This window comes from Campylobacter showae, from assembly GCF_963515975.1.
Classification (GTDB): Bacteria; Campylobacterota; Campylobacteria; order Campylobacterales; family Campylobacteraceae; genus Campylobacter_A; species Campylobacter_A showae_F.
Genome location: NZ_CAUPZM010000008.1, coordinates 61,082 through 82,960 on the forward strand (window position 1 = coordinate 61,082; position 21,879 = coordinate 82,960).

Here is a 21,879-nt window from a genome sequence, read left to right on the forward strand (position 1 = left end):
CAAATTTCAAAATTTATTTAGTTTTAGATATGATTTTGCCAAATTTAAGGAGCATAAATGAAAATCCTCTTTTCGCCGAGCGAAGTCAAAACCGCCGTAAGTCCAAATAAATTTATAGATAGGGGCGACTTTGTTTTTCCAAATTTATATGAAAAACGGCATGAGATTTTAAAAATTTACAATGATTTTTTGCAAACGGCTACCGTTGAAAAAATCTCAAAACTTTTTGGAGTTAAAAATTTGACCGACGAGCCGAGCTTGCGCGAAAGTCTTTTTAAAAAAGGTGCGGTAAAAGCCATCCTGCGCTACGACGGAGTAGCATACAAGCGCCTTGACTACCGCAGCCTTGATAGCGCGGCACAGGAATTTGTAGATAAAAATACGCTGATTTTTTCAAATTTATTCGGCCCCGTGACTGCGGCGGATATGCTGCCCGAATACAAACTAAAGCAAGGCGAGCGCATAAGCGGGCTAAATTTGGAGGAGTTTTATAGGCAAAATTTTAGCGGCGCAATAGATAAATGGCTAGGATATGACGATATTTTAGATCTTAGGGCTGAGTTTTACGAGAAATTTTACCGTATACGAAAACCGTTTGCGACCTTTAAATTTTTAAAAAACGGTAAAGTCGTCAGTCACTACGCCAAAGCTTACCGCGGGATAGTTTTGAGGCAGGTTGCGCAAAACGGAGTGAAAAATTTCGGCGAACTTTGCAAAATGGATATAGAAAATTTGCGCCTCATAGATGTCAAAAAAACGGGGCTAAAAAGCGAGTTTTTGGTGCAAATCGTCTAAAATTCGCCATTTTTTGTCAAATTTGCGTGAAATTCGTTAAATTTTCGGCTAAAAACTATTGTATTTTTTATAAAAACGTTGTAAAATGCCCGCATATCACTTCTTATTAAGGATGGTTCAATGAAAAAAGCTGATTTTATTCAAGCTGTTGCCGAAAAGGCTGGTCTTTCTAAAAAAGATTCTCTAAAAGTTGTTGACGCAGCATTAGAAGTAATCCAAAACGCACTAGTTGCAGGAGATAGCGTTAGCTTTATAGGTTTTGGTACATTCGGTACAGCCGATAGAGCAGCTAGAAAGGCAAGAGTACCTGGAACTAAAAAAGTTATCGATGTTCCTGCTAGCAAAGCCGTTAAATTTAAAGTGGGCAAAAAACTAAAAGAAGCCGTAGTAGCCGGCGCAGGCAAAAAAGGCAAAAAGAAATAATCCCCCTTTCATGAAAGCTCAAATTTGAGCTTTCATGCTTTTTTAATCTCTTTTTTATATCTTTCAAGGTAAAATCTCAACTCTTTATTAGCCCGAGTGGTGAAACCGGTAGACGCGCCAGACTCAAAATCTGGTAAGGGCAACCTTGTGTCGGTTCGAGTCCGACCTCGGGCACCATCCACCCCCCCCCCAAAAAAAAACACCTAGAAACGCTGTAATGCATTCGCTATTTTTACGGTTGTCGCAAGAATTATTGTGCTATTTATTATACCATCAAACCTGCCTCCAATCCTCAAAGACCATGTCAGCTTTTTCTCTTTTTTGTTCTTGGCAAGATTAAAATTAAGATGCAAATTTATACACTAGAGATACCAAGATGGACGATTGTGTTTTTCGGCCTTCTTTTTCTTACTGTTTGCGCCTTTTGGTGTATTTCTATCACGCTATTTTGTATTTACGTATATTTTAATGAGGTTAGAGTTTTAGCGCCTTAAAGCTCTAAGGCGGTTTTACAAGGCGGTACCATAAAAATCGTATCTGTAAAATACCGTCCAAACAAAAGAAGCAAATTAATTGCAACAAAACATATAGCGGCGAACTCAAATGCCGCCGCTAGTTTTAAATTTTAGCTAAATTTGACTTCAAATTTAACTATTTTGCCGCTACGCTTGCTCGCTCGTAGTGTGCGATGATTTTGTTATGGATTAGTAGCGAGACATAAATCACCGCACCGCCAAGGCAGAGTCTTAGTATATCCGCATCCTTATGCCAAAATACTAAATTTACGATGATGGCCGCAGGTATGAGAGCGTTGTTCATGATAGCTAGGGTGCCGCTATCTACCTCGCATGCGCCTTTGTTCCATAAAAAGTATCCAAGACCACTAGCTCCGATACCAAGCCAGAGCAGCACTGCGCTTTGCGTGAGGTCGAGGTTGATTTTTTCCGGATTTCCAAACATGGCAAAGGCTACGCCCGTAACCGCCGCGGCTCCGACGAAAAAGTAGCCAAAAACCCCTCTTTGCTCGTTAAAATCACGCTTTTCTAGTAAAAATTTATACGCGCTCTGTCCGACGCCAAAGCATAAATTCGCCCCCTGCACGAGCAAAAATCCATGCCAAAAGCCGCTGTTTACGTTGCCGTACTTGATGATGAGCGCACCCAAAACCGCCGTGCCTACGCTAAACAGATACAGCAGCCTAAGCCTGCCCGCCAGCACATCGTAAACCACGCTCACGTAAAACGGCGTAAATATCGTAAAGAGTGCGACCTCGGCGACGCTAAGATAGGCAAACGAGTTGTAGTAAAAAATATACATCGCGCCGATCTGAATCGCGCCGATCGCGGCTACTTTGGCGTATAAAGCTAGGTTTTGCGCGGCAAAATCCTTAATCATAAATGGCAAAAACACGCCAAGCGCAAGCACGACGCGCGAAAACGCGGCGAAGTAGCTATCCACTCGCCCCGCCAAAAACTCGCCGATGAGGCTAAAGCTAAACGCCCAAAGCACTGTAACAAAGATCAATTTTTTCACGTATTCTCCATTTTGAGTTAAATTTCGTCTGAAATAGTAGCAAAATAGTCTTAAATTTGGCGGATTTTACGGCGGTGATTTGAGAATTTTACGCAAAAACAGAGATTTGCAAATTTGAGATGATTTTACGTTTTTGCGCGGTAAATTTTACTCGCAGTCGAGGTTTGCTTTTTTGCAAAATCCAAATTTAAAGAAATTGCCGCCGACTCAAATTCAACCGCCAAATCAATAAAACATCGGCAACTAAATTTTAACTCAAAAATCCCCGCATCATATACGCTCCGGCTACGCCCGCATCCTTGATCTCGCTTAGATTTTCAAAATTTATCCCGCCGATAGCGTAGGTTTTTATGCTTAAATTCTTGCAAATTTCCTGTAAAAAATTAAGCCCCCTGCCTCGCTCTGGCGCGTGAGAGGGCGTATCAAAAATATGCCCCGCCACGACGTAATCAGCGCCTAGCTCCTGCGCCGATAAAGCCTGCTGCAAAGAGTGGACCGAAACGCCGACTTTAAGCTTTTGCGTTAAATTTGACGCACAAATGCCGCCGTCTTCGTCTTTATCCGTGCAGACGCCGTCAAATTTAACCAAATTTCTCAAATTTGTAGCCCGCTCGCCTCCTAACGCCATAAATTTAGCAAAAGGCAGATGTAGTTCACCCACACCAAGCCTACTTGTAACGTTTGCGTAAGTATGTAAAACGAGCCGCGCGCCAGAGCCGCACTCAGCGATGATATCAAGCATTTTTTGGGCTAAATTTTCATATTCGCATTCGGGCAGATCGCTCTCCCTGAGCAAAATTTTATCCGCCTTACCGCCCTGCGCTACGCGCCTAATATCAGCGAAAAAATCCTCGCTCAAGCGGCGGTTCGTCACCCAAACGAGCTCAAATTTGTCAAATTCCATCGCTCTTTACCCTAAAAGCCAAATTTTACGTCCGCAAAAACGCGCGACCGATAGCCGACCGACCTCAAACGTAAATATGCTCGCTCATCACGGGCTGCAAATTTAGCCCTCGCACGGCGCCTAGTATCTCCTCGACCGAGCGCGCGTCGCTGATCTCAAACTGCTCGTCGCCCTTTTTGGCCTTATCCGAGTGCGTCCCCACGCCCGTGCTAACGCCGGCCGAGATTTTGTTCGCGGCGACTGCGATGACCCCGTCTCGAAAGCGCGCCGACTCGCGCGTGGAGATCGTGATATTTGCGTACGGCAAAAAGAGGCGGTACGCGCAAATGACCTGAAACAGCGCCCTCTCATCGACGTCCCTCGGACCGACGTGAGCCTTGTTTATCGCGGGGCGAAGGCGCGGGCAAGATAGCGCGATCTCGGCGTGCGGGTACTTTTGCTGGATGAGATGCGCATGCAGAGCTGTCGCTAGAGCGTCCTTTCTAAAGTCGTCAAGCCCCAAAAGCGCGGCAAATCCGACGCTACGCATACCGCCCATGAGAGCGCGCTCCTGAGCGTGGAAGCGGTAGGCAAACGAGCGTTTGACGCCTCCTAGGTGAAATCTAGCATACGCCGCCGGGTCATAAGTCTCCTGAAAAACCACGACGTAGTCCGCGCCGCAACCGTGCAAAAACGCGTATTCGTCGGCATTTAGCGGATAGATCTCGACGCCTACGTTGCTAAAAAGTCTAGACGCTTCCTTGCAAACCTCGCCGATGTAGCCTAGGTCGCTTTTTTTCGCGCTTTCGCCGGTTAGGATCAGCACGTCTTTTAGCCCGCTTTTTGCGATATTTGCTAGCTCCGTCGCAGCCTCGTCCGCCTTTAGCCGTACGCGCGAGATCTTGTTTCGCGAGCTAAAGCCGCAGTAGACGCAGTCGCTATCGCAAAAATTTGAGATATAAAGCGGCGTAAAAAACTGCACCGAGTTGCCAAACTGCCTGCGCGTCCTATCTCGCGCCGCCTCCGCCATCTCGCCTAAAAATGCGCCCGCAGCGGGGCTTAGAAGCGCTTTTAGGCCCTCTAGGCTTAGATTTTCTTCGCCAAGAGCGTGCTTTACGCTGAGGGCGTCAAATTTCTCGTAGTCGTAGCCCTCGCGCGTAGCTAGCACCTGCCGCATCAGCGTTTCATCGATACGCTGGGCGTCCGCCGCATACTCCATCACATCTATATTTTTCAAATATTTCTCCGTTTTTTCGTCTAAATTTTAGGCGTTAAATTTGATCTTTTTATGGCGCGAGACGGCAAATTTTACGCGCCGAAACCAGCACCTTGACGACGCTAAATTTAAAACTCGGCAAATTCGTCAAATTTAAAATTTGCCAAATTTAACGCCGCTCAAGCCGCTCGGTTAAGCTCGAATAAAATCAAAATTGAGTTAATTTACTCCAAAAATCCCGTCAGCGGACTCGAAGCCCGCGCGCTTTCGCTCACGCCGCCGAGTCCCGATAGGTACGCCAGCCTACCCGCCTGTATCGCTAGCGCAAATGCTCGCGCCATCGTTTTTACGTCGCCCGCGGTAGCGATAGCGGTGTTTGCCATCACGGCCGCGCAGCCCATCTGCATCGCTTCGCACGCCTGCGCTGGACTGCCGATGCCAGCATCCACGATCACGGGCAGGTCTATCTCGGCGAGCAAAATTTTGATAAATTCGCGGGTGCAAAGGCCTTTGTTCGTCCCGATCGGAGCGCCCAGCGGCATCACGCACGCAGCCCCCGCCGACGCCAGATCGCGCGCGACGTTTAGATCGGGATACATATAGGGCATCACGACAAAGCCCATGTTTGCGAGCTTTTCGGTCGCTTTTATCGTCTCGTAGTTATCGGGCAGCAGGTATTTGCTGTCTCTGATGACTTCAACCTTCACGAGATCGCCGCAGCCGGCCTCGCGCGCTAGCTTTGCTATACGCACGCACTCATCGGCGTTTCTAGCGCCTGAGGTGTTTGGCAGTAGCGTCACGCCCTTTGGGATAAAGTCCAGGATATTTTCGATCCCGCCCTCGTTCACGCGCCGAAGCGCCAGCGTCACGATCTGCGCGCCCGCCTCGTGCACCGCGGCCTCCAAAAGAGGTAGCGAAAATTTACCCGATCCCAGGATAAAACGCGAGCTAAATTTATGCCCGCCAAGCTCTAAAATATCGTCTTTTTCGTCATTTTTCATCTCAGCCTCCGCCTACAAAATGCACTATCTCGGCCGAGTCGCCGTCTCTTAACACCGCGTCAAATTTATCCTTGGGCAAGATTTCGCCGTTTAGCTCGACTGCGATGCGCTCAGGTTTTAGTCCCTTTGCGGCGAGCAGCTGCGCTACGGTTTTGCCGATAAACTCGCCCCCATCTTTGCCGTTTATTTTTAGCATTTTCTTTCCGTATTATTAAATTTAGCGCGCCCGTTCGGGTCAAACTTGCGCTGCGTAAGCTCGCGATTATACCGCTTTTTGCTAAATTTAAGCCAAATTTTTCATCGCCAGCGTGCAGGCGGCAAGCCCGTAAAACGCGACGCAAAGGCTAACTGCAAGCCCAAAAACGCTAACTGCAGGCGTCTGGCTAAAACTAAGCGCAAAAAACGAGATAAAGCTCGTGATAAACGCAGCAAATATCCCGAATACGCGCTCCCGCCGCGACAGATCCTCGTTTAGCGCAAAGATGAGATAATCGATCCCGACCGCGCTTGCCAAGATAAGCCCGAAAATCGCAAAAATATTTACGTGAACGCCGAGCGCCGCAAAACCGCAAAGCACGGCTAGCACGCCAAGCGCGATGACGCTCATAACCAAAAGCGAGCGCACCGCGCCAAAAAACGCCCATAAAAGCGCAAACGCAACCAAAAACGCGCCGCCCTTTAGCACCGCGGCCCAGGCCTTAGCCTCGGTCAAATTTTGATTTAGCGCACCGACGAAATCGACGCTAAATGCGCCATTTGCCTTTAAAATTTCATCCGTTTTTGCGCCGCTTTCAAGCCCATCCGCGTATATCGCGCTCGTGCTAGCATCAGGCAAAAATCGCGTCAAATTTTTCGCCGCGTCAAATTCTAAAATCTCGCTAGCGCCGATAGTTTTGGCGTTTGCGATCTTTTCAAGCTCGGGTTTTACTAGCTCGGCGGATAGGCCAAACTGAGCGAAAATTTTAAAGATTTCCTCGTCCCGTGCGGCCTCTTTAAAGATATTTTTTACGGTTTCCTGCTCGGCCAGACTTAGGATAAATTTAGAAATAGAAGCGTAATCTTTAACGAGATTTGCCTGCTTTAGCTCGCGCATCAGCCGCTTTTCATCGCCGACCAGATCGCCACCGCCCTTTAGCACGATGACGGAGTTTTGCGGCGCGGCGCCCGTTATCTCGCTGATCTTTTTAGACTGCTCCAGCAGCTGCGCAGGCGAGTTTGCGTAGTCTTTTATCTGCTCGGGCGCGCTTAAGCTTTTAAAATTTAGCGCCAAAATTCCCGCACAAAGCGCAAATGCGGTGAGTAAAATTTTTAAATTTATCGCTCTCGCCCCGCGCCCGCAAAGTCCCGCAAATTTATCAAAAAAACGCGAAAACGCGGCGCTTTGCGAAAACGTCGCACCCTCAAAGATAAAAGGCAAGCAAAAATAGGTAAATAAAAACGCCCCAAGTAGCGTAAATAGCGAAAATATCGCGGTTTGGCGCAGCAGCTCAAGCGACGAAAAGGCAAAAACGCCGTATCCGCTCATCGTGATGCAAAGCCCGAGCAAGAAAATTTTAAGCATCGGACGCACGCTTGCAGCCGCCACCGGCGCGTTTTGATTTTTACCCAGCCAGTGTAGCGCAAAATCAAACATCAGTCCGACCAGGCTCGTGCCGATAACCACGACCATGACGCTAAGGCTCTCGTAGATCAAAAGCGAAGCCGCAAGCCCGCATGCAAAGCCGAAAATCGCGACGAAAACGACGCAAAAAATGCGCAAATTTTTAAACGCGAGCAGCAAAAAAATGGCGCAAAGGCTAAGCGAAAACGCGCTCATAACGGCACTTTCTTTGTCGCCGCCCTTTTTCCCGTAGGCTCCGTATAGCGCGCCGCAGCTAGCGTAAGCCTGCACCGCGTCCTTCGCCGCCATCTCGCGCACGTTTTCGTAAAATTTGATCAAATTTCGCGGTTCATAGCCTGTTTTAAGGCGCGCTTTTACGAGATAAAATTTCCCGCCCTCGTGTGCGGCTTCTAGCATCAAATTTGACAAATTTAGGCTGATTTTTGAGCTCTCTAGGCTCATGTGCGAGCTTAAGGCGAAAAAATCGTCCTTCGCATTAAGCGGTTTAAAAGCGAATTGATTAAATAAATTTTGCGCGCTTTGTTTAAAAAACTCGTTTTTGTCTTTTACCAAAAGTTCAAAGGTTTGCTCGTTTAAAAGCGCGATTTTTAGGGCGTTTAGCTGAGTTAGATACGAGGTTAAATTTACGTCCTGCTTTGCGCGGTACTCCTCAAAAACTCCGCTTTGCTCGGCTAAAATTTCGCTTTTTTCTAAAAACTCAGGCGAATTTGAAACTAGCAAAAACTCGCTAGAAGCGCTATCAAGCATCGATTTTAGCGCGGTTTGCTCGGTAGAGTTTTCAAAATTTACGAGAGAAAAAATATCCGCGTTTATCTTTTTCGCGTTTGCAAAACAAACGGCGAGCATGGCCAAAAACGCCGCTAAAAAGATAAAAAAACGCGCGGATTTTTTCATTTTACGTTGTAAAAATCATTTACCGTTTTATCGCCGCTAACCTCGTTTAGCACGATCTTGCGGACGAATTTATCGCCTCCGACTAAGATGCGCGTAAAGATTTGCTTTAGCAGCAGATTTTTGGGCGTCAGCTCGATCTTCCAGTTGTTTTTATCGCCTGAGATTTTAAAGATAAATTCCTTCTCAAGCTCGTCTTTATCGAGCTTTATGATAGATAAAAAGAGCTTTTTATCAAAATTTTGATCGATTTTTATGAGCTGATTGCCGCTTTTTTGAAAGATCCCGCGCTCGTTTATGACGATGCTCACGGCGATCGGGCTTAGCGTGTCGTAGAGCAGCTCGCTTTGACTGAGTTCAAATTTGCCGTAGCTTTTAAACTCCACGTTAAAACCGCTCAAAAACTTCGTCTGCGCGAAATCGCCGCTGATATTTTGCGTTTTGATTTGAGATTTTATCTCATTAAAATCAAGCCCCATTAGGCTCGCAGCCAAACTAAAAATTATCGCTATTTTTTTCATTTATATACCTTTTTATTGCATTTTGTAGCTCTTGCGGGATTTCAAAGCACGTCTGCATCGCGCGCATATCAACAGCCGCCTGCGAGCTCGCGCCCGTGCACAGCGTCTCGCCGCTTTTAGCGCTTTTTACGACGTAACCGATCCTTAAAAAACACTCGCACTCCTTTAGCGTCGCCTCCACCTCGATTTCATCGCCGAAAAACACGGGCTTAATATATTTTGCTTCGATTTTTACGATCGGATAGGCGTAACCGTCCGCCCTCATCGCCTCGTAGTCGTAGCCTATCTCCTCTAGCAGTGCGCACCTAGCCGTCTCGAAATACTTCACGTAGTTGCCGTGCCACACGACGTTCATACTGTCCACGTCGTAAAACTGCGCCTTTAGCGCGACTGATTTTGATATCATCTCATCTCCAAAAATCAAAAAAGTTAAACCACTGCGTAGGCGTTTGCTTGCAGCGATTTTCCAGCTCGCGGACGTAAATTTGCAGATATTCGCGCGCTGCGGCGGCTTTATCTCGCCCCAGCTTTACGGCGCTTGCTAGCGGCACTAGCTCGATCCTAAATTTACCATCAATCTTTTGACACCACAACGAGCTTATCTTTACGCCCAAAATCCCGGCGATCAAGTACGGACCGTAGTTAAAGCTCGCCTCCTTGCCTAGAAATTTTACGCGCGCGGCCTTATCGCCGCCAAGAGGCGTTCTATCGCCCATTATGCCGATGTGCTCGCCGCTTTCGACGATATTTTTTAGCTCCAGCATCGCGGTAACGTCGAGCTCATTGACCAGCATCATACGCACGCTACCGTCGTTTTGGCTGATGCGCTTTAGCACCTCGTTAAACTCGCGCGAGTTTTTGTCGTAAGCCAAAATCACCATCCTAAAGCCATCGACCCGCGCGCCCAAAGCCTTGCAAATTTCGACGTTTCCAAGGTGCGCCGTGAGTAAAATTTGCCCCTTTTGCGCGCCGATTAGTTCGCTTTTTATGCGCTTTAGATCTATGATCTCTAGCTCGTCATCTTTGATCTTGCCTTTCCAGACTCTAAATTTATCGCAAATAGCGCCGCCAAACGCCTCAAAATGGCTAAAAACGCTCGTTCCTTTTAGCGTCTGCGCGCCTGCAAAAACGCTTAAATTTTGCCTAAATGCCGCGATGTTCTCGCGCTCGTTTTTTGAAAAAATATAATAAAACCAAACCACGATTTTAACGATAAGCTTTAGCGCGAACTCAGGCAAAATTTGCGCCAAAAATAGGCTAAGTCTTAAAAAAAACGCGCCTCCTCTTTCCTGCTTTTTCCACCAGAGATTTTGCTCGGCGTTTTCTTGAGGCTCTACGGAAATTTGAGCGCTTGTCCCCCTTTTTTCGCCCAAATTTAACCCGCACGCTCGCCAAATTTTACCCAGCGCAAATTTAGGCAGAGAAAAAAAGCATTTTGCGTGCATAAGGCTGATTAGCGCGTTATCGCGTAGCATCTTAAAGTGCGAAACGCCGCCCTTTTCGTAGCGCACGTATGTATCGATCCAGCGCACGTCGATGCCCTGTCTTACGGCATTTACGAGGATCTCGATGTCAAATTCCATCCTATTTGTTTTGCTTTTCGTCGCCGCTTTTTTAAGTTGATCTAAAGGATAGACGCGAAAGCCGCACATAGCGTCTTTTACGCCAAGGCTTAACGTATTTATCGCGACCCAAAAATTCGTGATTTTCCTACCGTAAACGCGTGATTTTGGCGCGTCCTCGCCGTAAATAGGATTTGCGCAGACGATACTTTGCGGGTGCGCCCGGCTCTGCCTCAAAAACTCGCCGATGAGCGCCGCGTCGTGCTGAAAATCGGCGTCGATTTGTAAAACGTGACTAAAACCGCGCTCCAGCGCAAATTTAAACCCGTCCTTCATCGCGATGCCCTTGCCGCCGTTTTGCGCGCGCGTGAGCAGCAAGATACCCTCCGTGCGCTCAAGCTCCGCTAAAATTTGCTTGCTCTTCTCATCCGAGCCATCATCCACGACGATAACTGGCAGCTCGTATGTTTTTAGCGCGGCGATCAGGGCTTTGATATTTTGCGGGTGATTGTAAAAGGGCACTAAAAACGCAAATTTATTCAAAGCGCGGCCCTTCCCGTCGAGCATTTTTCTCCGTTGCAAAACAGCTCGAAATAAAGCTTGCCGCCGCGCTTTTCAAAACAAACTAGGAGCAAATCGCCCGGTCTTACAAACTTCATAAATTTTAGATTTTCCACCGTGCTGGCGCAGCTAACGTCGATACCGACGCCGCAAGCTAGCTCAAAGACGTAGTCAAGCTGCATAAATCCCGGCAGTAGCGGTAAATTTGGAAAATGGCTCTCGAAAATCTCAAGCCCGGCGTGCATGATAGCACTAAATTCGTATTTTTGCGCCGAGTTTTCTAGCCGCTCGCCGCCCCCCTCAAATTTAGCGTAGATATCGTTTGTATTAACCGCGCCGCAGTTTAAGCCGCTCGCTAAATTTTGGCCGTTTTTATAAATTTGACTGCCGCAAATTTCGTCCGCCTCATTTACGCGCCCGCCGCTCCAGACTGGTTTTGGGCTAGCAAATAGCGTATTTTCAAATTCGCTTTTTTCAAATTTACCCTGCTGATTTCGCGGCATTTTTTCTACGATTTTAAAGTAGCGCACGCTGTTTTTAAACTCGAGTTTCAAAAGCTCTTTTAGCTCGTCTGCGACGCCTTTTTTGCCGATTTTCCTAAATTTTTTTAGCCCCTCGTCGTTAAGCTGCAAAAGCGCGGCTATGCGTTTAAATTTCGGATGCGGCGCGCAGTAGCAGTCCGCGAGCAGGCCGCTTTCTAGCAGCTTTGCTTCGATACTCTCTAGGCTCACGCGCTTGTCGTTTAGCTTAACTATGCGGTCTATCCTGCCTTGTAGCGCAAGGCGGCCCTCGTCGATGCTGGCCGCGTCGTTAGTCTGAAAAAACTCGCACCAAGGCGAACTCACGTTTAGCGCGCCTCTACCGTCTAGTCCGGCGCTCACCGCGCTAAACAGCCTAAGTCCGCACCCCTCGTCCCTAGCCACTATGCCAGTTTCCGTGCTGCCGTAGATTTCGATGATCCGCGCGTCGCAGATTTTGCCTAGCTCGTCTCTTAGCTCTTTTTTTAGCGGCGAACCCGCGCTTACGATCCCGCTTAGGGCTTTTAGCGCGCTTGCGGCGGGGCTTTGAGTTAGAGTCCTAAGCAGCACCGGACTAGCGATAAATACGTGATTTGCGAGATCTAAGCCCAAAATCGCCTCGGGGTAGTTTAGCTCGTCCGCGATGACGCGAGCGCCCAGCACCAGCGGTAAAAAAACCTTAAACGTAAGTCCAAACATGTGCCTATGTGAAACGCTCGAAAAAAAGGTATTTTGGCTGCTAAAATTTAGCTCGGTGGCCAGATATTCGCTCTCTTTTATCATCTGCGCGAGCGTTTTTTCTATCATCTTGCTTTTGCCGCTAGAGCCCGAAGTTTGCAGGTAAAATTTAGCCTGCGGATCAAATTTAAGCCCTTTTGCGGGCTCGTTTGCAAGAAAATTTAAAAAATTTTCATCGTTTACGGCGGTCAAATTTGTCTCGTAAATCGGCTTTGCCAGCACGCAGGGCGCAGACCCAACCAAAAGCGAGCCGAAAAAAGCAGCGTAAAATTTAAACGCGTCGTCAATGTAAATTTGCAGCTCTTTTACGCCACCTTTTTCTAAAAACGCGGCAAATCTAAGGCACGCGTCAAAGACGTCGCGAGAGTCGCCCGTAAATCTAAAATTTTTTAAATTTTCTTCAAAGATCATTATTTTTTACAAATCTCTTTCTAAATAAAATTTCCCCGAAAAACAGCGCCCCCATCAGCGCGTAAGATACCGCGCCGCTATAAACGCTCCAGTAAAGCTTATCCTCCATCAAGGCTAGCGCAAACGATATGGCGGCGTTAAAAACAAAAAACGCGCACCAAATTTTGGTCAAATTTCGCGTATAGATCACGCCTTTTTCGTCCAAATCAGGCTCTTTTAGCCTTGCGATTTTGGTGATGACGGCTTCGTTTTTTAGACTAAAAGCAAAAAACGCCAAAAACGCCAAACTCACCAAAACAGGATAAAGATACGCTAAAAATCCGCCTCTAAAAATCATACATACTATGAAAAAAACGGCAGCCGAGATGCTAAGTCTTCTCTCAAAACCGCTTGAATACGCTCCGCGCGCTATCCATAGCACAGCAAGCGCCCAAACGACCCAAAAGGCAAAATCGCCCGCGAAAAATAGCGCAAACGGATAAAGGACGCTAACTACGCTTAGGGCGATTTTAAGCTTGCTCGTCAAATTTTTTAGCCACTGCGTTTACGATATCTTCGAGCGTTTTTACGTTTTTAAAGTCTTCAGGCATCAATCGGTGGCCCGTTTTGCGCTTGATGTGGTCTATTAGATCGATCGCGTCGATGCTATCTATCTGAAGATCCTCGTAAATGCGCGTCTGCGGCGTGATTTTAGCCTCGTTGATCTCAAAAAGCTGCACGAGCGCGGACTTTAAAATCTCAAAAATTTCTTCCTGTTTCATCGTTATTTCCTATTTTCAAAGATGTATTGCGCGAGGCTTTTTACGCTGTAAAAAATCTCTTTTAAATTTGCGGTTTTAGAGTCCAGTACCAGGCCGTAGTTTTTTTGTACCGCAAGGCCAAGCTCTAGCGCATCGACGCTATCAAGCCCTAGCCCTTCGTTAAAAAGCGGTGCGTTCTCATCGATATCGCTTGGTTTCATATCCTCTAAATTTAAGCTCTTTATGATGAGCTCTTTTATCTCCTCTATTAGTTCGTTCATTGTTTAAACTCCTTTGTATAATTTTCGCTGATAAAAGCGTGTAGCTCTCTAGCCCTGATCGGGTTTGGTCTATCCGCGCAAAACCCGTCCAAATTTAGCCTAAAAAGCTCTTTGAACTCGTATTTTATCATAACGCTCGGGGTTTTGTACCAAGGCTCGTTTTTTTTGAGGCTGGGAGGATCCATTTTGATAGCGATGGCGACTAGCTGTTTTGCCGCATTTACCGCGATATAGGCGGCTGCTTTGTGAAAGACTATCTCGCCCGCCGTGCGCGTACCTTCCGGAAATATTATCAAGCTCTCGCCGCTTTTTAGAGCGTCCGCGCTTTTTTGTAAAAGCTCCTCATTGGCGGTATTTAGGATATATCCGCATGATTTTATCGCGGGAGCTAATAAGATATTTTTACCAAGGCTTGCTTTTACCACGCAGTTTGCGCGGCGAATGAGCGCTATCAAAAAAACGACGTCTAAAAGCGAAGGGTGATTTGCGATGATTATCTGCGAGGCGGAGCCAAGCTCAAAAGGAAGGTCAAATTTGGTGCGCTGGTAGCCGCAAATTTGAGTAGAAAATATAAAAAATCTCCAAGCCAGACGCACCAGATCGCGGCAAAAATTTCGGATAAACTTAAATTTATAAAGCCCAAGAATCGCAACCGGAACAAAGATCAAATTTCCAAGCGCGCAAATGAGTCCAAATAGCGCAAAATTCGCCCCTACGATAAAAATTTTAAACCAGTGACGAGGGCTCATAATCCCACCGCCAAGCGGAGTTTTTATCCGCGCTTTGCCAGGAGCATTTTTGCTTCGGATCAAAATTTTGCAGGAATTTAACAAGCAAATTTTCATCCGTTTTGCCGCTAATTTCGCTTTGCGATAGGCTCAAATTTTCGCCCTCGCTAACTAGCAAACAAACCATACAAGAGGGTGCAGACTCGTCAAAATACTCCTGCGAAATGCTCTCGTGATAGGCTAAAACCAGAGCGTTTTTGGCTCCGCTTTTTAGCATCAGATGTGCCTGCACCAAAGCGTACTCTAGCGGCGCGTATGCCGAAACGGCGGAGATTTCGCTACGATTTTTGAAATTTATCGCTAAAAGCGAGGAAAGTGCGTTGTGAACCGAGAGCGAAAACGAGGTCGGCGAGATAAGTTCGCCGTGAGCTAGCGTGTTTTGCAGCTCAAAACAGCGATTTATCTCCCCTTCGTACGAACTAAACACGATAGGCATATCAAGCGGCGCAATGTTTTTGGTTAGATCAAAGGCGCATTTTGCCGCGCGGCTAAGTCTGCGGCGCTCAAGCGGAGGCACGTGCGAGACGTCAAGCTCCCTCTCGTATGCCGCCAGCTTCGCATCTTGCGCGCCGTTAAAAACAACTGCGTCGAAAAAATCGAGTTTAAAATTTAGCCTCATTCGCCCCTCTCGCCGTTATTTCGCGATATCGCCTTTTAGCGTTACGCCGGCCATCAAAGCACCGGCTCCGCACTGAAACTGCGTTTTGGAGTCAAAAGGCTGTTTTTTGTAGTAGCCGGTTAAATTTACCACCCTCGCGCCACCCTCTTGCACCGCGCGCTCTTGGAAAGTCTTTATCGCTGACAAAAACGCCCACTGGCACGCCTCTTTGTCGCTTTTATTAAAGGCGTTGGTTTTTTTGTTTGCCATCAGGCCGCTTTTGATGATGCCGCCTTTCGTGCCCGAGCCGAAGCTTAGCTTAATGTTTGGATTTAGCACCTCTTTTGCCTTTGGTGAGCTTAGCGCCTCCTCGATCGAAAAGCTAAGCACGTCGTCACGCGCGCTCAAATTTAAAGCCAAGGCGCAAACGCCCGCTAAAACTAATAATTTTTTCATTTTTTCTCCTTATTTCAAATTTGCTTTCAACGCCACCGCAGTCGCCATATTTCCGACTACGCATTGAAATTTATCCTTGCTATCCAGCAACTTATCCCTATAGTTTCCTTGTATGTTCACGACGCTGCTTTTGCCCGCATTTTTTGCCGCCGTTTGCAGATCGACCAAAACCTTAACGAAAACGTATTCGCAAGACTCCTTATAGTTATCCTCGCGCGGGTCTTTTACCGCGTCGCCGAAACTATCTTCCTCTACCGCGCGGTATTTGTTGCTACGCCTTTGCGATTTTACGGGCTCTAGCTCCTCGTCCGTCTGCTTAGAAAACTGCAAGCTTATATCTTTTAGCAGATATTTCTTTGCAAATTTAGACTCCAGTGCGCTTGCGATATCGTGTTCGTAAAACTCGTCCTTTGCCGCCGAAAAAGAGCAAATCAAAAGCAAAACGGCTAAAATTCGTTTCATATTTTACCTTCAAATTTTAAATTCTTTTAAATATCAGCGACGTATTTACTCCGCCGAAAGCAAAGTTGTTGCTCATAACAAAGTCCGTATCTATCGCGGTTTGCTCGGTCAGGTAAAAAAGCGGCGCGCAACTAGGGTCGACGCGGGTCAAATTTATCGTCGGGAAAAATCTTTTTTCACGCATCATCATCACGCTAAATATCGCCTCTAAACCGCCGCAAGCGCCTAGCGTATGACCCAGGTAGCTTTTTAGCGAGCTGATAGCGATCTTATCGCCGAAAAGCTCGTTTGTAGCGATACTCTCAGCGATATCGCCCTGCTTAGTCGCCGTAGCGTGAGCATTTACGTAGCCGATCTTTCCCGGCGTTAAATTTGCGTCTTTTAAAGCTAGAGCCATCGCGCCTTTCATCGTCGCACTTTGCGGGCGCGTTACGTGTGAGCCGTCGCAGTTTGAGCCAAAGCCCACGATCTCGGCGTAAATTTTAGCCCCACGCTTTATGGCACTCTCTTCACTCTCTAGCAAAAGTATCCCAGCACCCTCACCTAGCACCAGCCCGTCGCGCCCCTCGTCAAAAGGAGCAGGCGAAATTTCAGGCGAGCCGTTTTTCACGCTAGTGGCATAAAGCATATCAAACACGTACGCCTCGCTCGGGCACAGCTCCTCCGCGCCGCCTGCTAGCATCATATCGATCTTGCCGCTTTTGATACTCTCGTAGGCGTATCCGATCGCGTGCGAGCCGCTCGTACATGCCGAGGATGTTGGGATGATGCGCCCTTTTAATGAGTAAAAAAGCGCGATATTTGCCGCTGTGGTGTGAGGCATCATCTTGATGTAGGTGTTGGCGTTACACTCGTTTTCGCCGCGCTCTAGCAGCTTTGCCATCGCCAGTATCGACTCGGTGCTACCCGTAGACGAGCCGCATGCAACCCCTAGTCTACCGTCTTGCACGCTGGGATCGAGACTAGCGGCGTCTAAATTTTCGCCCCGCATGAGCCCCGCGTCTCTTAGCGCCAGCCCCGCCGCCTCGACGCTATACATCGAGACTATACCTAGGCTTCTTAGCTGCTTACGGTCCCACGAGCTAGGACACTCATAGCCCTCTATAGGTGCGGCCAGGCGGGTGTTTAGATCGGCGTATCTATCCCACTGAGACATGTATCTCACGGCGTTTTGGCCGAGTTCAAATTTAGCCCTTATCTCCTCCCAGCTCTTGCCAAAGGCGCTCACCATGCCCATACCCGTTATAAAAACTCGCATCAGCAAAGCCCTCCGTTTACGCCGATAACCTGCCTCGTTATGTAGGCTGCGCCCTCGCTTAGCAAAAACTCGACCAAAGGCGCGACCTCGTCTGCTTTGCCCGTTCTTTTAGCCGGGATAGCTTTTAAAATCTCCTCGATCGGCAAGCCGCCGTCCGTCATATCGGTCTCGATGAGTCCGGGTGCGATGCAGTTTACGGTGATATTTCGCGAGGCAAGCTCGACGGCGAGGGACTTTGCCGCGCCGATGAGACCAGCCTTGCTCGCTGCGTAGTTGCTCTGTCCGCGGTTGCCGATGACGCCTGAAACCGAGCTCATGACGACGATACGAGCGGGCTTTTTGGCGCGGATCATAGGCATAAGAGCGGGCTTTAGGACGTTATAGAAGCCGTTTAAGTTTGTATCCACGACTCTAAACCAATCCTCATCCTCGATTGCTACGAAGGTACTATCGCGCGTGATACCTGCGTTTAGCACGACGGCGTAATAAGCGCCGTTAGCCTCTATGTCGGCTTCGATCGCCGCTCTTGCCGCCTGCGTATCTGCGACGTCAAATTTTAAAGCGCTCAAATTTAACTCGTTTTGTAAATTTAATAACCGCTCGCTCGCGCTTTTGCCGTGCAGCACGACCTCGTATCCAGCCGCCGCCAGTCGCCTAGCTACCGCTTCTCCGATGCCGCGACTTGAGCCCGTTATCAGCACTCTTTTACTCATCTAGTATCCTTTTTACGTATTCCTCGTCTGGGCTAAGCACGTTTAGCGTCGCGCGCGCTCCTAGCTCGCCGTTTACGTAAAGCTCGCAGTCGTAAACGCCAAATCCGCTTGCGTCTTGTATCGAGCAGGCGGTTTCGATGACGACTTCGTCTCCGACCTTTAAAAACGGCTTAAATATCTCAAATTTTCTACTACCCAGCAAAAAGCCTAGCCCAAATTTCATACCTTTTAGCTCGCGCATCTTTGAGTCGTAGATACCCAGCGACTGCGCCATCATCTCGACGGTTTTGTGCATGGCGAATTTGCCGTTTGAAAGAAATTTATTATCCTCTTTTATCACGCTTTTTGTTTTTATGCGACCCTCTTCAAATTTAAGCACCTCGTCGATAAAAACGATCGCCGTACCGTGCGGGAGATAATCTCCTAGGCTCATTTCGCCCTCCCAAACACGATCACCGCATTATCTCCGCCAAATGCAAACGACAGCGACATTGCCGAATTTACGACTGCCCTTTGGCCGAATTTCACCAAATTTACCCCCTCTATCTCATCATCGTAAACGCCGTCATAAACGTGCGGCGGCAGCGCGGTTTCGTCCCTAGCGCAAAGCATAGCGCAAAGCGCGCTCTCGATGGCTCCTGCGGCTCCTAACGTGTGGCCGATCAGAGGTTTAACGGAGCTCGCAAAAACGCTCGGCATGAGCGAATGCACGATCTTTGCCTCGATTTTATCGTTTGCCTGCGTGCCGGTACCGTGTAAATTTATATAATCCACGCCGCTTAAATTTGCCGCCTGCAGCGCCTTTTGCACGCACTGCGTTTGCATCTGAGCGCTAAAATCAGGCTGCGTCATATGAAACGCGTCGCAGTTTGAGTGCTCGCCCGCGATAACTACGTTTGAAATTTCATCCCTGCTCACTACGAAAAACGCCGCACCTTCGCCGATATTTATACCGTCGCGATTTTTGGAAAACGGATTGGTCTCGCGCGCGCTTAGGATACCTAGGCTATCAAAGCCGTTTATCGTTAGCGTATTTAGGCTATCCACGCCGCCGCAGATCACGGCGTCGCAGATACCGGGCTCCAGCAGCCTTTTTGCCGTTATGATCGCCTTGACACCCGAGGTACAGGCCGTCGAGACGGAAAACGCAACCGAGCTAAGCCCGTAAAAATCGGCGATAAATTCGGACGGATTGGCTAGAGAGTTGCGACTGACGCCGAATTTTGAAGCATCGAAAAATCCCGTCGCGGCAAAATCCTTAAATGTTTCGTAGTTTTCCTCCACGCCGCTAGTAGTCGTGCCCACCACTACGCCGACGCGATTTTTGCCGTATTTTTTAATGGCATCTCGCACGTCTTTATCTATCTGCAAAAGCGCGCTTAAAACTAGAGCGTTGGTGCGCGTTTGCAGGTGTTTTGGCGTATTTTGACTAAATTTAGCCAGCTGCACGCCGACCTTGCCGAGGATAAAGCTTTTATCCGCCCTAAAGCCTTCGCAGACGCTCAAAAATCTCTTTTCTCCGCATAAATTTGCAAAATTTTCCTCAGCATCGGCTCCGGCTGCGCTGATGACGGCGGGCTTGCTAACGTATATCAAGAGCTCTTACCTTAAAATTTTCGTTATTTGCCGTTATGACGGCCTCTTTTTGATTTGATTTTACGATATTTAGCACTTTAACAAAAAGCTCGTTGTATGTGCTATTTGGCGGTAAAAAGCCGATAGCTTCAAATTCGCCGCTCGGCCTTAAAACTCTCCTAGCCAGCGGAGTGCCCATGGAGTTTATCATCGTAAAATAAAAATCCTCTTTTTCATGCGAAATATAGAGCAAATTTGAGCCGCTTTGCGAAGTCACTTCAAATTCGCGTTTATCGAAATTTACGATCTGCGGAACATCAAATTTAGCCTTCGCCGCACATCCGCCGAGCGCAAATGCCGCCGCAAAAATAGATATAAATTTTAAAACTTTTTTAAAACCCACCCTTTGGTCGCCTTATTAAATTTTGTTTGTTTTAGAATAATGCACAGATTATATCTTTTTAACCTTTAAAAACAACGCAGGGTGCAAAAATCGGCATGCAAGATATTTTTTAATAAAATTTGTCGGACTTTGTTAAAAAATTTAGCAACGAGATTTTGGTTTAAAAATACAACAATGTAAATTTAGTAACCGTATTTTTAAAATTGATGTATTTCAATTGTACACATAGATCATCCGTGTACGGAGAATTAAATTTGGCATTGTCAACTGTGGCACTATATTGTAATTTTCAAAATAACACTATCCAAATATATTATTTTTACAGCTATTAACTATCCATAATAAAGACAACAGCAGTTAGTTTTTAAGTTGCTCGCTGCTAGTAGGCGTTTTTATTTTTTGGCTAACATTTACTAATAATGATTAATGTCAGATATAGCACTTTAATTTTGCATTTATCGTGATTTAATCAATTCTGGAGGGCGTATATAATCAGAAAGAAGGATTGCGTAAATCCTTTCTGATTATTTTAAAAAGGATTTACGCAGTTTAAATTATAGGCTCAAATTTGAGCTGCACAACATAGATTATTCTGATTTTTTCTTTGTAGATTTTTTAGCTTCAACTTCCTTGCCCACATTTTCTTCAACCTTCTTCTTTGAAACTTTTGTCTTAGTCTTAGCCTCATCAATATCTTTTTCTATTTTATCTTCGCCAGATTTTACTTTGCTTTTAATATTTTTAGAAGCCTTTTCATCTATATCGGTTTTAGATTTATCCATATCTTTTGCAGGCGTAGCTATTTTTTCTTCTGCATCTTTTGTTTTTTTAGCGACATCTTTTTTGCTCTGCTTTGCTTTGTCAAGCATATCGCTTTTAGCTTCTTGCGCCTTCTTGGTTGCTTTATCGCTCGAAGGTATTACGCTTGCGCCGCTCGTAGAGATATCGCCTTTTAAATTTTCAAACGTCTTATCGCCGATACCGTTTACGTTTTTTATATCCTCTATACTTTCAAATTTGTTTGTTTTTCTGTATTCAATAATAGCATCGGCTTTTGCTGAACCAATGCCGTTTAAACTCATAAGCTCCTCTTTTGTAGCGGTATTTAAATTTATAGCAGCAAATACCATTGAGGCGCATGCTAACATTGATAACACGAATTTGTTCATTGTTTTTCCTTTTTTAAAAATTTAAGTCCACATTCTACCAAAAAATAATTATAAGATTATTAAGAAATATTATTAATATAAACAATCAACAATAGCTTAAAAGTTTAATAGGGCTTTGAATGTACACTTTTAAGCACTCTGCTTAATTCTTATATCAATTTAGTCTAATGCACTTCACCGCAAATAGTATAAAGTAGCATCAGCTCAGCCGTTTACATAAAATAAACCAATGCTGCTACCACTAAAAAACCCTAACATCCATTTACTCCCCGTACGATAAAGACCTTTAAAAAGTCCTTAAAAGACTTTTTTGCACTTATATGATTTCCTCACTTGCTTTATTGTTATCTTTCTTTTTATACACCTCATTCTGCCCCACTACAAACCCCTTACATACCCGCAAATAAACCACAGAACAGCCCTTCTCCATCCTTTCTTAGCAAATTAAAAGTTTTATTCATTATGCACTAATAACACCTTATTTTTTAGTTCAATCATTCTATAACACCAACTTACCCATTCTAAAAACAGAACAGTCTTACTGCAATTATTAAAAAATAGCATCCAGGCAAAACAACACACTAATCGTTTTCGAGTCAAGCAAACCAACCAACACAACTCCTAAAATTTACCAATTTGCTTCTATATTAAAGAAACAAACCTAGTCCGATAACACTCAGTCTTTCCGACAGTAAATTAAGTGCCCAAAGAACAGACAACATATTACAAGACAAACAAACTAAAGAATACAGAATGCAAAAC

Annotated in this window: 25 protein-coding genes and 1 tRNA gene; 3 read left to right on the forward strand and 23 right to left on the reverse strand. The window is 46.4% G+C overall.

Going from position 1 to position 21,879, the window contains the following annotated elements; all coding sequences use genetic code 11:
- Window positions 1-57: 57 nt before the first annotated feature.
- From RWM02_RS04340 to RWM02_RS04350, 3 genes are all read left to right on the forward strand, one after another.
- The gene (locus RWM02_RS04340) at window positions 58-795 is read left to right on the forward strand and encodes a YaaA family protein (RefSeq protein WP_314069423.1); all 738 of its coding nucleotides are present in this window, start codon (window positions 58-60) and stop codon (window positions 793-795) included.
- Window positions 796-915: 120 nt separating this feature from the next.
- Window positions 916-1,218 carry an HU family DNA-binding protein gene (locus RWM02_RS04345; RefSeq protein WP_002950674.1) on the forward strand — a complete coding sequence of 101 codons (303 nt, stop codon included), beginning with the start codon at window positions 916-918 and terminating at the stop codon, window positions 1,216-1,218.
- A 90-nt stretch (window positions 1,219-1,308) separates the two neighbouring features.
- A tRNA-Leu gene (locus RWM02_RS04350) sits at window positions 1,309-1,395 on the forward strand.
- Window positions 1,396-1,869: 474 nt separating this feature from the next.
- Here the strand turns inward: RWM02_RS04350 and RWM02_RS04355 are convergent.
- The 23 genes from RWM02_RS04355 to RWM02_RS10605 form a co-directional block, all read right to left on the reverse strand.
- Window positions 1,870-2,751: an EamA/DMT transporter family protein gene (locus RWM02_RS04355; protein ID WP_122862797.1), complete on the reverse strand. Its 882-nt coding sequence runs from the start codon at window positions 2,749-2,751 to the stop codon at window positions 1,870-1,872.
- A gap of 250 nt (window positions 2,752-3,001) precedes the next feature.
- Window positions 3,002-3,655, reverse strand: coding sequence for a thiamine phosphate synthase (locus tag RWM02_RS04360; protein ID WP_122862796.1), 654 nt, complete (start codon window positions 3,653-3,655; stop codon window positions 3,002-3,004).
- 64 nt (window positions 3,656-3,719) lie between these two features.
- The gene (gene thiH / locus RWM02_RS04365) at window positions 3,720-4,853 is read right to left on the reverse strand and encodes a 2-iminoacetate synthase ThiH (protein WP_314069462.1); all 1,134 of its coding nucleotides are present in this window, start codon (window positions 4,851-4,853) and stop codon (window positions 3,720-3,722) included.
- A 221-nt stretch (window positions 4,854-5,074) separates the two neighbouring features.
- Entirely contained in the window at window positions 5,075-5,851 is a 777-nt protein-coding gene (locus RWM02_RS04370; RefSeq protein WP_314069428.1) for a thiazole synthase, read from the reverse strand.
- 1 nt (window position 5,852) lies between these two features.
- On the reverse strand, window positions 5,853-6,047 hold the full coding sequence (gene thiS / locus RWM02_RS04375; RefSeq protein WP_314069430.1) for a sulfur carrier protein ThiS: 195 nt from the start codon (window positions 6,045-6,047) through the stop codon (window positions 5,853-5,855).
- 87 nt (window positions 6,048-6,134) lie between these two features.
- The gene (locus tag RWM02_RS04380) at window positions 6,135-8,366 is read right to left on the reverse strand and encodes an MMPL family transporter (RefSeq protein WP_314069432.1); all 2,232 of its coding nucleotides are present in this window, start codon (window positions 8,364-8,366) and stop codon (window positions 6,135-6,137) included.
- Window positions 8,363-8,884 (reverse strand): LolA family protein, encoded by a 522-nt coding sequence (locus RWM02_RS04385; protein WP_122873606.1) that lies wholly within the window; start codon window positions 8,882-8,884, stop codon window positions 8,363-8,365. The genes RWM02_RS04380 and RWM02_RS04385 overlap by 4 nt, the downstream gene beginning before the upstream one ends.
- Entirely contained in the window at window positions 8,859-9,290 is a 432-nt protein-coding gene (locus RWM02_RS04390; RefSeq protein WP_314069435.1) for an acyl-CoA thioesterase, read from the reverse strand. Before RWM02_RS04390 ends, RWM02_RS04385 begins: the two co-directional genes overlap by 26 nt.
- A gap of 1 nt (window position 9,291) precedes the next feature.
- The gene (locus RWM02_RS04395) at window positions 9,292-11,013 is read right to left on the reverse strand and encodes a glycosyltransferase family 2 protein (RefSeq protein ID WP_314069437.1); all 1,722 of its coding nucleotides are present in this window, start codon (window positions 11,011-11,013) and stop codon (window positions 9,292-9,294) included.
- A complete protein-coding gene (locus RWM02_RS04400) occupies window positions 10,986-12,674 on the reverse strand; it encodes an AMP-binding protein (RefSeq protein WP_314069439.1) in 1,689 nt (562 codons plus the stop codon). The genes RWM02_RS04395 and RWM02_RS04400 overlap by 28 nt, the downstream gene beginning before the upstream one ends.
- Complete coding sequence (locus tag RWM02_RS04405) at window positions 12,664-13,200, reverse strand: COG4648 family protein (protein ID WP_314069441.1); 537 nt, start codon at window positions 13,198-13,200, stop codon at window positions 12,664-12,666. Before RWM02_RS04405 ends, RWM02_RS04400 begins: the two co-directional genes overlap by 11 nt.
- Complete coding sequence (locus RWM02_RS04410) at window positions 13,184-13,435, reverse strand: acyl carrier protein (protein WP_314069443.1); 252 nt, start codon at window positions 13,433-13,435, stop codon at window positions 13,184-13,186. The genes RWM02_RS04405 and RWM02_RS04410 overlap by 17 nt, the downstream gene beginning before the upstream one ends.
- A gap of 2 nt (window positions 13,436-13,437) precedes the next feature.
- A complete protein-coding gene (locus tag RWM02_RS04415; protein ID WP_122873601.1) occupies window positions 13,438-13,695 on the reverse strand; it encodes a phosphopantetheine-binding protein in 258 nt (85 codons plus the stop codon).
- Complete coding sequence (locus tag RWM02_RS04420) at window positions 13,692-14,444, reverse strand: lysophospholipid acyltransferase family protein (RefSeq protein WP_314069447.1); 753 nt, start codon at window positions 14,442-14,444, stop codon at window positions 13,692-13,694. Before RWM02_RS04420 ends, RWM02_RS04415 begins: the two co-directional genes overlap by 4 nt.
- Window positions 14,422-15,102, reverse strand: coding sequence for a beta-ketoacyl synthase chain length factor (locus tag RWM02_RS04425; RefSeq protein WP_314069449.1), 681 nt, complete (start codon window positions 15,100-15,102; stop codon window positions 14,422-14,424). The genes RWM02_RS04420 and RWM02_RS04425 overlap by 23 nt, the downstream gene beginning before the upstream one ends.
- A gap of 15 nt (window positions 15,103-15,117) precedes the next feature.
- Complete coding sequence (locus RWM02_RS04430; protein WP_002946946.1) at window positions 15,118-15,537, reverse strand: hypothetical protein; 420 nt, start codon at window positions 15,535-15,537, stop codon at window positions 15,118-15,120.
- A 9-nt stretch (window positions 15,538-15,546) separates the two neighbouring features.
- Window positions 15,547-15,999, reverse strand: a complete 453-nt coding sequence (locus RWM02_RS04435; protein WP_314069451.1) for a hypothetical protein — start codon at window positions 15,997-15,999, stop codon at window positions 15,547-15,549.
- A gap of 16 nt (window positions 16,000-16,015) precedes the next feature.
- The gene (locus RWM02_RS04440; protein WP_314069453.1) at window positions 16,016-17,257 is read right to left on the reverse strand and encodes a beta-ketoacyl-ACP synthase; all 1,242 of its coding nucleotides are present in this window, start codon (window positions 17,255-17,257) and stop codon (window positions 16,016-16,018) included.
- Entirely contained in the window at window positions 17,257-17,970 is a 714-nt protein-coding gene (gene fabG / locus RWM02_RS04445) for a 3-oxoacyl-ACP reductase FabG (RefSeq protein ID WP_314069455.1), read from the reverse strand. Before fabG ends, RWM02_RS04440 begins: the two co-directional genes overlap by 1 nt.
- The gene (locus RWM02_RS04450) at window positions 17,963-18,403 is read right to left on the reverse strand and encodes an ApeP family dehydratase (RefSeq protein ID WP_314069456.1); all 441 of its coding nucleotides are present in this window, start codon (window positions 18,401-18,403) and stop codon (window positions 17,963-17,965) included. Before RWM02_RS04450 ends, fabG begins: the two co-directional genes overlap by 8 nt.
- On the reverse strand, window positions 18,400-19,566 hold the full coding sequence (locus RWM02_RS04455) for a beta-ketoacyl synthase N-terminal-like domain-containing protein (RefSeq protein ID WP_314069458.1): 1,167 nt from the start codon (window positions 19,564-19,566) through the stop codon (window positions 18,400-18,402). The genes RWM02_RS04450 and RWM02_RS04455 overlap by 4 nt, the downstream gene beginning before the upstream one ends.
- Window positions 19,553-19,948 carry a hypothetical protein gene (locus tag RWM02_RS04460; RefSeq protein ID WP_122862777.1) on the reverse strand — a complete coding sequence of 132 codons (396 nt, stop codon included), beginning with the start codon at window positions 19,946-19,948 and terminating at the stop codon, window positions 19,553-19,555. Before RWM02_RS04460 ends, RWM02_RS04455 begins: the two co-directional genes overlap by 14 nt.
- Window positions 19,949-20,535: 587 nt before the next feature.
- Complete coding sequence (locus tag RWM02_RS10605) at window positions 20,536-21,117, reverse strand: helix-hairpin-helix domain-containing protein (RefSeq protein ID WP_122862776.1); 582 nt, start codon at window positions 21,115-21,117, stop codon at window positions 20,536-20,538.
- Window positions 21,118-21,879 lie beyond the last annotated feature (762 nt).